This window comes from Clostridium sp. KLE 1755, from assembly GCF_000466465.2.
Taxonomy (GTDB): domain Bacteria; phylum Bacillota; class Clostridia; order Lachnospirales; family Lachnospiraceae; genus Eisenbergiella; species Eisenbergiella porci.
Window position 1 is genome coordinate 2,381 of the sequence record NZ_KE992777.1, and the last position, 12,904, is coordinate 15,284.

Consider the following 12,904-nt stretch of genomic DNA (forward strand, 5'->3'; position numbering starts at 1 on the left):
AGCGGGGTGCCGGTGGAGTTGCCGGCGGACAGTGCCGGCGCGGGAAAGCGCAGGTGCGGGGCCGGCTGTGTAGGAAAGGAGATTTTGTATGAGTAATTTGAGCGGGATTTCTGAGTATCTGAATCTGGCTGAGGTGAAGGAGTCGGTGCGTGAGGGCGCGGATTCTGTGAAGAAGCTGATGAAGGAGCCTTCAGGGCTGACGAAAACAGAGATGTCTCTGCTTTTGGCGGTTTTTCTGATGGCAGGGGTTATCATAGGTTTTATCTGGGCGCCGATTAAGAGGGGCCTGATTATTGCCGGTAATGATGTGATTACCGGGGAGGATGAGAAAGAGAACAAAGGAGAAAATGCGTAAAAATGAAAATCACATTAAAAGACGGTTCCGTAAAGGAATATGCGGAGAGCAAAAGTATTATTGAGATTGCGGCTGATATCAGCGAGGGTCTGGCAAGGGCGGCCTGCGCGGGACTGGTGAACGGGAAGGTGGAGGATCTGCGCACGGTGCTTGACGGGGATTGCGAGCTGGCGATCCTGACGGCCAGGGATAAGGAAGGGCTGACTGTGGTCCGCCATACGGCTTCCCATGTGCTTGCTCAGGCGATGAAGCATGTGTTCCCTGAAGCCAAGCTTGCTATCGGGCCGAGTATTGATACCGGCTTTTATTATGATTTTGAGCACGAGCCTTTTTCCAGGGAGGATCTGGATAAGCTGGAAGCTGAGATGAAGAAAATCATCAAGCAGGGTGAGAAGCTGGAGCGTTTCACCCTTCCCAGACAGGAAGCCATTGCTTTTATGGAAGAGAAGGGCGAGCCTTATAAGGTGGAGCTGATCCAGGATCTTCCTGAGGATGCAGAGATTTCCTTTTATAAGCAGGGGGATTTCACGGATCTGTGCGCAGGGCCGCACCTGATGAGCACCAAGGGGATCAAGGCCTTTAAGCTGACCTCTTCTTCAGGCGCTTACTGGAGAGGGGATTCCAACAGAACCATGCTTCAGAGAATTTACGGAACAGCCTTCAATACCAAGGAGGAGCTGGCCGAGTATCTGGAATATCTGGATAATATCAAGAACCGTGACCATAATAAGCTGGGACGGGATATGGAGCTGTTCGCAACGGTTGACGTTATCGGACAGGGACTTCCGCTTCTGATGCCCAAGGGGGCCAAGATGATTCAGACGCTGCAGCGTTGGATCGAGGATGAAGAGGAGAAGAGAGGCTATATGAGGACCAAGACTCCTCTGATGGCGAAAAAGGATCTGTATATTATTTCCGACCACTGGAATCATTATAAGGAAGGCATGTTTGTGCTGGGAGATGAGGAAAAGGAGGATGAAGTATTCGCCCTCCGCCCCATGACCTGTCCTTTCCAGTATTATGTATACAAGCAGAGCCAGAAATCCTACCGTGATCTGCCCTGCCGCTACGGAGAGACTTCCACATTGTTCAGGAATGAGGATTCAGGAGAGATGCACGGGCTTACCCGTGTGCGTCAGTTCACCATTTCCGAGGGCCATCTGATCGTAAGGCCGGATCAGATTGAGGAAGAGTTCCGCGGCTGTGTGGATCTGGCAAAATACTGCCTGACCACGCTGGGCCTGGAGGAGGATGTGACCTATCGTCTTTCCAAGTGGGATCCCAATAATAAGGATAAATATCTGGGCGACGAGGAAACCTGGGATTATGTGCAGAATATGATGCGTGATATTCTCCATCATATCGGCATTGAGTTTACGGAAGAAGACGGCGAAGCGGCCTTCTACGGACCGAAGCTGGATATCCAGGCAAAGAACGTGTACGGCAAGGAAGATACCATGATCACCATCCAGCTGGATATGTTCCTGGCAGAGCGTTTTGATATGACTTATATTGATGCCAACGGGGAGAAGAAGCGTCCTTATATCATCCACAGAACCTCCATGGGCTGCTATGAAAGAACTCTGGCCTGGCTGATTGAAAAATACGAAGGCAAGTTCCCCACCTGGCTGTGCCCGGAACAGGTGCGTGTGCTTCCTATTTCTGAAAAATATGAGGAATATGCGCAGAAGGTGAACGCGACGCTGAAGGATAACGGTATTTTAAGCACGGTGGACAGCCGTTCCGAGAAAATCGGTTATAAGATCCGCCAGGCGAGACTGGACAAGCTGCCTTATATGCTTGTGGTGGGACAGAAGGAAGAGGAAGACGGCACGGTTTCCGTAAGAAGCCGTTTTGCCGGCGATGAGGGCGTGAAGCCTCTGGATACCTTCATCAATGATATCTGCAGGGAAATCAGGACGAAGGAAATCCGTAAAATAACGGTGACAGAGGACGGAAAGCCTGCAAAATAAGCCATCCCTTTTGGCATCGGCAGTGATTTCACAGCCGGGAAAAATCCGCACGGCACATCTGCGGCGGTTTTTTCCCGGCTGGTTCCTGGTATGACGGAGATGGATAGATGAGTAATGAAAAAAAGACATGGCGGCAGACAGCAGGTATCCTGCTGTCTGTGTGCGCCCTGGGAATGGCCTGCTGCAGTTTGTTTTTATGCTTCAGCAGCGATATCTGGTATGATGAGCTTTTTACGGTGGGCTTCGTTTCCCAGCCGGTGGGGCGGATGATTTCGCTTGCGGCCAGGGACGTTCACCCACCGCTTTATTATCTGATGGTAAAGGCTGCTGTGGAGCTGGTGCATTTATTTGCGCCGGGGGCGGATGCCGTAATTATCTGCAAGGTGGTTTCCGTGCTGCCTTATCTGGCGCTGCTGGGGTATTCCCTGACTCTTATAAGGAAGAAATACGGTTGGCTTTGTTCAGGGCTTTTTTCCTTCTGCATCCTGGCGATGCCGCAGATGGCTAACTATACGACGGAAATCAGGATGTACGGCTTTGCCCTGTTTTTTATTACGGCGGCATTCCTGCATGCGGGAGAGCTTCTGGAGGGAGGCGGAAAAAGGCATTGGGCCGCCTTCACTGTTTATGGGATCGCAGCGGCCTATACCCATTATTTTGCAGCGGTTGCGGCGGCGGCGCTGTATGTGGGCGTGGCTGTGCTTTTGTCCATTAAGAAGAAGGAAGAACGGGTGAAGTATCTGCTGGTATGGCTGTTCTGTGCGGGAATCTCCGTACTGGCATATCTGCCCTGGCTGCCTGCGGCCGTTTCCCAGGTGTCCCAGGTGCGGGAAAGCTACTGGATTCTTCCGCTGACCTTAAGCTGCTTCGGCGGCTGCGTAAAATTCATGCTGAAGCCCTCCACCGGGTATCAGCTTTTGGATTACGGCCTGGCGGTGGTCCTTTTTGCTTTGCTGGCGGCTTTCCTTATCCATGCGTTTTTAAAGCGTAAGGACAGGGAACGAAATCCGGGACGGGACGGATATGCTTTTTTGGGACTCTGCGTGCTGGCGGGGACTGCGCTTTTCGGGATTGCGGTGTCTTTCCTGATGAGGCCGGTTTTCATTTACCGCTATATGCTTCCTGCGGCGGGCTGCTTCTGGTTCTGTTTTTCCTATTTCCTGAGCAGGCAGAAGAAGGCTCTGGTGTTGGTGCCTTCGCTGCTGGTGCTTCTCTTTGTGGGGGCGGCTGATTATTCCGCCTTTGTGCAGGGAGAGGTGATGAAAAAAGAACAGATGACGAGAACCGAAGAGGAGCTGGCCAAAATAGGGGCGGAGGATATCGTCCTGTTTAATTTTGACCAGGTGCAGGCCGTAACCGGCTGGTATCTTCCAAGGGAAAGCTATCTGTACGGAGGAACGCCGGAAACGCTGATAAGGGAGATGTTCCCGGGAGTATGTGCCGTGCCCGGGGAGGAATGGATAGATCAGCAGCTGGAGAGCGGAAAAAATGTGTGGTTCATCGGCAGCGGCCTAGCCAGGGACGGAATCCTTAAGGAATGGCAGAAACGGGGAATTAAGTCCGTGGAGACTGCGGACAGCTGCCTGCTGGAACGCTACTGGTTCAATATATACCGTCTGGGCCGGCAGCCATGAATAAAATCCTGAAAAAAAGACAAAATAATTCTGAAACCATAAAACAGGTTTATTTTGATATGATTTTTCAGGAGGCAACCAAAAATGGCAGAATTGAAATGTGTAGTAGAAAATTGTACCTATAATAATGACAAGTGCTGCTGCAAGGGCGATATTATGGTAGGAGGCAAGGAAGCGCAGAAGGAAAACGATACCTGCTGCGAAAGCTTCAAGGACAGGACCGGTGAGTCCGCATCCAACGCCATGAATCCCTGCAGGACTATCAGCATCGACTGCGAAGCTGTAAAATGTGTGTATAACACAAATTACAAGTGCTATGCGGAGCATGTGGACATCAAGGGCTGCGGCGCCTGTGACTGCGGTGAGACAGCCTGTGCTACCTTTAAGGAAAGATAAGCTGTAACTGATATTATCCCTGCGCTTACATGGAGGGAGCTGATTAATGCCGCCTGAGGCGGCAGCATTTATTTTCACCGGTTTTTGCAGGATATAAAAGCAGAAGCGGGAAAACGTATCATTGTGCGTTTTCCCGCTTTTTTTATTGCTTTAATCAGAAATGTTACATTATAGATAATGCTTATAAAAAATGAATAAAAATGTTATATTTGCAGCATATACGTTGAATAAAAATAGAAATTTCAATGATAATCGAAAAATATTCTATATAATACTGGATAAATATCATATAAACTATCCATATTGACAAATACAAAGAAGCGTGTCAAACAGAAGGGAGAAAAATATGAAGAGAAAATTGGGGTGCATGACAATGGCAATACTGATGGGGCTGTCTTTGGCCGCATGCGGTGCCAGCAAAACACCTGCGGCGGCTGATACACCGGCTGCGGGAAAGGAAACGACAGCTGCTGCGGCAACAACGCCGGCAGAAGCGGCGCCGGCCGACACAGGGACAATGGCGAACAAGGACAAGCCGCTGGTATGGTTTAACCGCCAGCCTTCCAGCAGCGCCACAGGCCAGCTTGACATGACAGCGTTGAATTACAACAAAGATACTTATTATGTAGGCTTTGACGCCAACCAGGGTGCGGAGCTTCAGGGTACCATGGTAAAAGATTATATCGAAAAGAACATTGATACTATTGACCGTAACGGCGACGGAACCATCGGCTATGTGCTGGCCATCGGCGATATCGGACATAATGACTCCATCGCACGTACAAGAGGCGTTCGTAAAGCTCTTGGCACAGCTGTTGACAAAGACGGCAACATCAACAGCGAACCGGTGGGAACCAATACAGACGGCACGGCGTCGGCCGTACAGGATGGAACCCTGGAAGTGAACGGCAAGACTTACGTTGTCCGCGAACTGGCTTCCCAGGAAATGAAGAATTCCGCAGGAGCGACATGGGATGCAGCAACAGCCGGCAACGGCATCGGCACCTGGTCTTCTTCCTTCGGCGATCAGATTGATATCGTTGTTTCCAATAATGACGGAATGGGCATGTCAATGTTTAACGCCTGGTCTAAGGACAACAAGGTTCCTACCTTTGGTTATGATGCAAACAGCGACGCAGTGGCCGCTATCGCAGAGGGCTACGGCGGAACCATCAGCCAGCATGCGGATGTTCAGGCTTATCTGACGCTTCGTGTCCTGCGTAATGCGCTTGACGGAGTGGATATTAACACAGGCATCGCCACAGCGGATGCGGCGGGAAATGTGCTCAGTGATGACGTATATGTATACAGGGAAGATGAGCGTTCCTATTATGCATTGAACGTGGCTGTTACTGCTGACAATTATAAGGATTATATGGATTCCACCATGGTTTATGCGCCGGTATCCAATCAGCTGGATGAGGCTACAAGCCCTGTAAAGAAGGTATGGCTGAATATTTATAATTCTTCCGATAACTTCCTTGGATCCACCTATCAGCCGCTTCTTCAGAAGTATGATAAGCTCCTCAACCTGGATGTTGATTACATCGGCGGTGACGGACAGACAGAATCCAATATTACCAACCGTCTGGGCAATCCCAGCCAGTATGATGCATTTGCCATTAATATGGTTAAAACAGACAACGCGGCGTCTTATACAAGCCTGCTCGATCAGTAAAACTCATGGAAATGAAAGCCGTGCAGGCAGGTTATTAGGGAGAAGAAATTCTCCCTAATAACCTCTTTTGGGAAGTTATAGCAGAGGAGTAAAAAATATGGCAGATAAGAAAGATGATATCGTCTTATCAATACGCGGTATGAGCAAGTCCTTCGGCCGGAACAGGGTTCTGGACCGCATCAGCCTGGATGTAAGGAGCGGGACCGTTATGGGCCTTATGGGTGAGAACGGCGCCGGAAAGTCAACCATGATGAAGTGCCTGTTCGGTACCTACCAGAAGGATGAGGGGACTATTTTCCTGAATGGGAAGGAAGTGAGCTTTTCCGGTCCCAAGGATGCGCTTGAGAACGGGATTGCCATGGTTCATCAGGAACTGAACCAGTGCCTGGAACGGAATGTGGTTGATAATCTGTTTCTCGGACGTTATCCGGTGAATTCCATGGGTGTAATTGATGAAGGCAGAATGAAAAAAGAGGCTTCCGATCTTTTCCGGAAGCTGGGTATGACCGTAAATCTTACGCAGCCCATGCGGAATATGTCCGTGTCACAGCGTCAGATGTGTGAAATTGCCAAGGCTATTTCCTATAATTCCAGAGTGATTGTTCTTGACGAGCCTACATCCTCCCTGACTGTGCAGGAAGTCGATAAGCTTTTCGGGATGATGAGGATGTTAAAAAAACAGGGGATCGCGCTGATTTATATTTCTCATAAAATGGATGAGGTTTTTGAAATCTGTGACGAGATATCGGTACTGCGTGACGGCAACCTGGTTATGACGAAGAAAACCAGCGATGCCAATATGAACGAGCTGATTGCGGCCATGGTAGGCCGTTCGCTTGATAATCGTTTTCCGCCGGTGGACAATGTCCCCAAAGGGGTGGTTTTATCCATCCGGAACCTGTCCACTAAATTCGAACCGCATCTGCAGGATGTTTCCTTTGACGTAAGGGAAGGAGAGATTTTCGGCCTGTACGGGCTGGTGGGCGCAGGGCGTACGGAGCTGCTGGAAACGATTTTCGGGGTCCGCACCAGGGCGGCGGGCCGGGTATATTTCAATAACCGCCTTATGAATTTCAGCAGCGCAAAAGAGGCCATGGAGCATGGGTTTGCCATGATTACCGAGGAACGAAAGGCCAACGGGCTTTTCCTGAAGGGGGATCTGACCTTTAATACCACGATTGCAAACCTGGAACAATATAAAAGCGGTGTGGCTCTTTCCAATGCGAAGATGATAAAGGCCACCGGAAATGAAATCAGAATCATGCATACCAAATGTATGGGGCCGGATGACATGATCTCCAGCCTTTCCGGCGGCAACCAGCAGAAGGTTATCTTTGGGAAATGGCTGGAGCGGGAACCCAAAGTGTTCATGATGGATGAACCTACAAGAGGAATCGATGTGGGTGCGAAATACGAAATATACGAGCTGATCATCAATATGGCGAAGCAGGGAAAGACAATTATTGTTGTTTCTTCTGAAATGCCGGAGATATTGGGAATCACCAACCGTATCGGCGTTATGTCGAACGGACGTCTTTCAGGAATTGTGAATACAAAAGAGACAAACCAGGAAGAGCTGTTGAGACTCAGTGCAAAATACCTATAAAGGGGAGATTGTGATATGGATAATGAAAATAATAAAACCCTTACGGCGGAACAGGAAATGCAGCTGCGTAAGCCAATTGAGGATTATGTGGGTGAAATCCAGGAAAAGATTGACAGTCTCAGAGTGGATGGATCAAACAGGGTGGTTTCCCTTCAGAGTGAAATTGACGCAATAAAGAGAGATCATGGCCTTACGAAGGAAGAAAAAACAGCACAGACTGAAGAAATCAAGTCTGAGATGTTAAAAGCAAAAGCGGTGGAAGCAAAGAATAAGGAAGAAATTTCCAAGTTAATTGCTGATGCGGAAGGGTATCTGAAGGCCCATTTTAACAAAGACTATTATCAGGCGGTGAAAGAAAGCTGCTCACAGGAATATGTGGCCGCGCAGAAAAAATATGCCGATAATATTGCAAAGCTTGAGCAGGAGCATAAAAAAACCCTGGCAAAGCTTACCGATCATAAGGAAATAAAAAACGAAAAGTATGTTTATAAAAATCTCCGTTTCGATGCCAAAATGGAGCTGGAAAAAGAGCTTGCGCAGATCAAGGACAGAAGGCATGCGGCAATTGTCTGGAAATATCATCTGATCGATATGCTGCGAATGTCTAAATTTACTTTTATGCAGATGCGGGCGCAGAAATGGGAGAATTACAAATATACCTTCAACCGAAGGACATTCCTGCTGCAGAATGGCCTGTATATCGCGATTATCCTGATTTTTATCGGACTGTGCATAGTTACACCCTTTGTAAAGCATGTTCCCCTGCTTACCTATAACAATGTTTTGAATATTCTCCAGCAGGCTTCTCCCAGAATGTTCCTTGCCCTGGGCGTTGCCGGCCTGATCCTGCTGACCGGGACGGATCTTTCCATCGGACGTATGGTTGGCATGGGGATGACGACGGCAACCATCATCATGCATCAGGGAATCAACACAGGCGCGGTATTCGGCCATGTATTTGACTTTACGGGCGTTCCCCTGGGCCTGAGAGTGATTTTTGCGCTGATAATGTGTATTCTTCTTTGCACATTTTTTACAGCCATCGGCGGCTTCTTTACCGCCAAATTCAAAATGCATCCTTTTATTTCCACGATGTCAAATATGCTTGTAATTTTCGGCCTTGTTACATATGCCACAAAGGGCGTGTCCTTCGGCGCCATCGAACCTTCCATTCCCAAGGTGATCATTCCGAGGCTCAATGGCTTCCCCACAATTATTTTATGGGCGGTGGCGGCCATTGCCATCGTATGGTTTATCTGGAATAAGACCACCTTCGGCAAAAATCTGTATGCAGTGGGCGGAAATCCGGAAGCGGCGGCAGTTTCCGGCATTTCGGTGTTCGGCGTGACTATGGGGGCATTCATCCTGGCCGGTATCCTTTACGGCTTCGGTTCATGGCTTGAATGTGCAAGAATGGTGGGTTCCGGCTCGGCAGCCTATGGCCAGGGCTGGGAAATGGATGCCATCGCGGCCTGCGTGGTCGGCGGCGTATCCTTTACCGGCGGCATCGGCAAGATTTCGGGCGTGGTAGTCGGCGTGCTTATTTTTACAGTGCTCATTTACTCCCTTACCATCCTTGGAATTGATACAAACCTTCAGTTCGTATTTGAAGGTATCATCATCATTACTGCAGTCACCCTTGACTGCCTGAAGTATGTACAGAAAAAATAGTGCCTGATATTGCAAAGAGAGCCGGAAGCAGTTCTGGCTCTTTTGTGCATGGCGCCCGCATTTACATACCTTTTGGCATTTGTTATAATCATAGTAAGGAAAAATGCGGCGCCCGGATACATGCATATGGAGAATAAATATGGATACATATACGGTGCTTCTGGCGGACGATGAGGAAGAGGTCATCAAGGCCATCAGAAGGAAAATTAATTGGGAGGGACTGGGCTTCTCCGTCATCGGATTTGCCAACAATGGTGTCAAGGCGCTGGAAATGGTGGAGGAGTTTCAGCCGGATGTGGTTTTGACGGATATCAAAATGCCTTATATGGACGGCATGGAGCTGGCAAAACGTATTAAGGCGGAGTTTACCACCACCAAAATCCTTTTCCTCACAGGCTTTGATGAGTTTGAATATGCAAAAGAGGCCGTCCATCTGGAGGTGGAGGAATATATTCTCAAGCCTGTAAACTCTACGGAGCTCATCAATGTTTTCACCCAGCTGAAAATAAAGCTGGATCAGGAAATCAGTGAAAAGCGCAACGCGGCGGTCCTGCAGAAGTACTATATGGATTCGCTTCCGTTCCTGCAGGCAAACTTCTATTCCACGCTGATTGAGGGCAGGCTGCGCGAGGAGGAAATCCCCAGATATCTGTCCAATTATCAGATTTCCTTTGAAGGACCTTTTTACTGCTGTCTTGTGGTGCACACATCCTCCAGCCAGGTGCCGGAGAACATGAATCCGCTGCTGCTGGCCGCGTCCGTCCAGAAGCAGGCCAGGGAGCATCTGGGAGAAAAATGGCAGGCAAAATGCTTTTCCTATCTGGAAAACACAGTTTTAATTGCGCAGCTTCAGAGTAAAAATGAAGTGCCGGAGCTGACGGATGAATGCGACAGGTTCTGCAGATATGCACGGCGTATCATCGGCGCGGTTGTCACTGTGGGGATCGGACAGGTCTGTGAGCGGCTCACCGGTTTATCCCAGTCCTACAGCAGCGCGAGGGAAGCTGTTTCTTACCGGGTTATCTACGGCGTTTCCAGGGCCATCAATATGAAGGAGATTGCGCCTCACGAAATAAGCAAACCGGACGGCACGCCTGATACGGAGCTGTTTAGCCTGTTCGGCATGATCCGCCTGAATTCCAAGGAGGATATCGTGGGAGCGGTCAAGCGCTATATGAAGCATATATCCTGTCCGGCCCAATCCCTGCAGCAGTATCATATCGCCCTGATGGATTTGATAAGCGCCCTGTACAGATTTGCGGTGAATAATGATATTGATGTCCCGGATTTTGCCGGGAATATCAGGAATCTGTACCTGCGGCTTCTGGATTTGGAACCGGAGGCGCTGCTGGCATGGCTTATCGGCATCTGTCTTTTGTTTCGGGAAACTTTAATCAGCGCGCGGAGCAAATCAACCCAGTCCTTTGTATTTAAGGCAAAGGAATATGTGGGCAGCCATTATTCGGATGAAGAATTTTCACTGGATAATATCTGCGAGATTCTGGGCGTGTCCAATTCCTATTTTTCCACTGTTTTTAAGAAGGAGACGGGAAACTCCTTTATTGGCTATCTGACGGAATACCGGATGGATCGGGCGTCAAGGATGCTGATTGAAACAAATGAAAAAAGCTATATCATTGCAAAGAACGTAGGTTATACCGATCCCAATTATTTCAGCTATGTGTTTAAACGGAGGTTCGGCGTATCCCCTTCAAAGTACAGAATGGAGCATGGCTCATGTGAGAAATAAATATTTCCGGCGTATGAAAAAAAATAAGTCCAGAGGGATTCAATCCACAATTATGCTGGTGTTTTCCGTAATATCCATTTCAATTATGCTGATCCTGGGAATTGTGATGTACTTCAGGTTTTCTACCCTGTCCCGGGGGAAAACGATACAGAGTACGGAAAAGCTGATGGAGCAGGCAGGGGAAAATCTGGAGGATTACCTGGTCAGCATGCGGCAGATTTCGGATGCGGTCTATTATAATGTCATAAAAGAGAATGACTTTTCCGATCAGAGCGATGTGATTCAGCAGGGAATGGATCTTTTATACGAGGCCAACAAGGGGAATCTGCGCAGCATTGCCGTGTACAACGGCAGTGGGAGCCTGATTGCGGCGGAGCCGGTTGCCAGCCAGAAGGAGGATCCCAACGTCACCAGGCAGGGCTGGTATATACAGGCCATGGAGAAAATGGAAAACATGCATTTTTCCACGCCTCATATCCAGAACCTGTTTGACGACGGCACGCTCCGTTATTATTGGGTGATTTCCCTGAGCCGGGTTGCGGAGTTTACCATACATGGGGATCCGCAGATAGGCGTATTGCTTGTGGATATGGATTATTTCAGCATTTCCCGTATGATGAGGCAGATCAATACGTTAAATAACGGGCAGTATTATTATCTGTGCGACAGCAACGGGCAGATTATCTACCATCCGCGCCAGATTCAGATAAGCGACGGGATTGCGAGCGAAAACAGCGCGGCGGCTGCAAAATACAGGGACGGCGTCTGCGAGGAAACCTTTGAAGGGGAGCGCAGGACGGTAATTGTAAATACCATAAGCTATACCGGCTGGAAGCTGGTCGGTGTGATTCCCGATTCCACATTTACCCACGGCATGATTAATGTCCGGTATTTTATCGTCATGCTTATGCTGCTGATGGTAATGACCCTTGTAATTATTTACCGGGTGGTTTCGGTCAGGATATCCAGCCCGATATGCAGGCTGAATGATTCGGTTATGGGCTATGAGGCGGGAGGAAAGCCGGAAATCTATATAGGCGGCTCTTCGGAAATCAGATACCTGGGACATTCCATACAAAGCTCCTATGAAAAAATAGAAACGCTCATGAAGAGGAGCGTCCAGGAACAGAATGAAAGAAGGAAAAGTGAGCTGGATGCGCTGCAGAGCCAGATTAATCCCCACTTTCTGTATAACACCCTGGACTCCATTACGTGGATGGTGGAAGGCGGACGGAATGACGAGGCCGTATTCATGATTTCCCAGCTGGCAAAATTCTTCCGGATCAGCCTTTCCCAGGGATGCACGGTAATCAGCATAAAGGATGAGCTGCAGCATGCGGAAAGCTATATGAACATCCAGAAGGTGCGGTATAAAAATTCTTTTTCCATTGTATTTGACATCGACCCTGATGTATGTTCCTGCTGCACGGTAAAGCTGATTTTACAGCCGATCCTGGAAAATGCCATAGCTTATGGAGTCAGCGGCATGGACGACTGCGGGGAGATCCGGGTGACAGGACGGATACAGGAAGGCAGTGTCATCCTGTCGGTGACGGATAACGGAATCGGGATGTCGGAGGAGGAGGTGCGCTTCCTTCTTACGGACAGCGGCAGGGTCCGTAAACATGGCTCCGGGGTCGGCCTTGTAAATGTAAATAACCGGATTCAGATCCTTTTTGGAAAAGAGTATGGTATTTCGGTGGAAAGCGAACCGGATGAGGGCACCACTGTCTCTGTCTGCCTTCCGGCAGTTCCGTATACGGAAGAAAACAGGAAGATTCTGGAGAAGGGGCATATATTCAACCGGGATGAAATGATGAACAAAGAGATGTAGGGCAGAG

At 48.9% G+C, this 12,904-nt stretch carries 9 protein-coding genes; all 9 read left to right on the forward strand.

Annotated elements, in window-relative coordinates; translation table 11 throughout:
- Positions 1-88: 88 nt before the first annotated feature.
- Complete coding sequence (locus HMPREF1548_RS25625; RefSeq protein ID WP_021639686.1) at positions 89-355, forward strand: hypothetical protein; 267 nt, start codon at positions 89-91, stop codon at positions 353-355.
- A gap of 2 nt (positions 356-357) precedes the next feature.
- Positions 358-2,328, forward strand: coding sequence for a threonine--tRNA ligase (gene thrS / locus HMPREF1548_RS25630; protein ID WP_021639687.1), 1,971 nt, complete (start codon positions 358-360; stop codon positions 2,326-2,328).
- A gap of 107 nt (positions 2,329-2,435) precedes the next feature.
- On the forward strand, positions 2,436-3,962 hold the full coding sequence (locus HMPREF1548_RS25635) for a glycosyltransferase family 39 protein (RefSeq protein WP_021639688.1): 1,527 nt from the start codon (positions 2,436-2,438) through the stop codon (positions 3,960-3,962).
- 84 nt (positions 3,963-4,046) lie between these two features.
- Positions 4,047-4,358 (forward strand): DUF1540 domain-containing protein, encoded by a 312-nt coding sequence (locus HMPREF1548_RS25640; protein WP_025491291.1) that lies wholly within the window; start codon positions 4,047-4,049, stop codon positions 4,356-4,358.
- Between the two features lie 346 nt (positions 4,359-4,704).
- Positions 4,705-6,036: a substrate-binding domain-containing protein gene (locus HMPREF1548_RS25645; RefSeq protein ID WP_021639691.1), complete on the forward strand. Its 1,332-nt coding sequence runs from the start codon at positions 4,705-4,707 to the stop codon at positions 6,034-6,036.
- Positions 6,037-6,133: 97 nt separating this feature from the next.
- The gene (locus tag HMPREF1548_RS25650; RefSeq protein ID WP_021639692.1) at positions 6,134-7,642 is read left to right on the forward strand and encodes a sugar ABC transporter ATP-binding protein; all 1,509 of its coding nucleotides are present in this window, start codon (positions 6,134-6,136) and stop codon (positions 7,640-7,642) included.
- Between the two features lie 15 nt (positions 7,643-7,657).
- Entirely contained in the window at positions 7,658-9,313 is a 1,656-nt protein-coding gene (locus tag HMPREF1548_RS25655) for an ABC transporter permease subunit (RefSeq protein WP_021639693.1), read from the forward strand.
- A gap of 139 nt (positions 9,314-9,452) precedes the next feature.
- Entirely contained in the window at positions 9,453-11,063 is a 1,611-nt protein-coding gene (locus HMPREF1548_RS25660) for a response regulator (RefSeq protein ID WP_021639695.1), read from the forward strand.
- Positions 11,053-12,897 carry a sensor histidine kinase family protein gene (locus HMPREF1548_RS25665; RefSeq protein ID WP_025491292.1) on the forward strand — a complete coding sequence of 615 codons (1,845 nt, stop codon included), beginning with the start codon at positions 11,053-11,055 and terminating at the stop codon, positions 12,895-12,897. The genes HMPREF1548_RS25660 and HMPREF1548_RS25665 overlap by 11 nt, the downstream gene beginning before the upstream one ends.
- Positions 12,898-12,904: the final 7 nt, after the last annotated feature.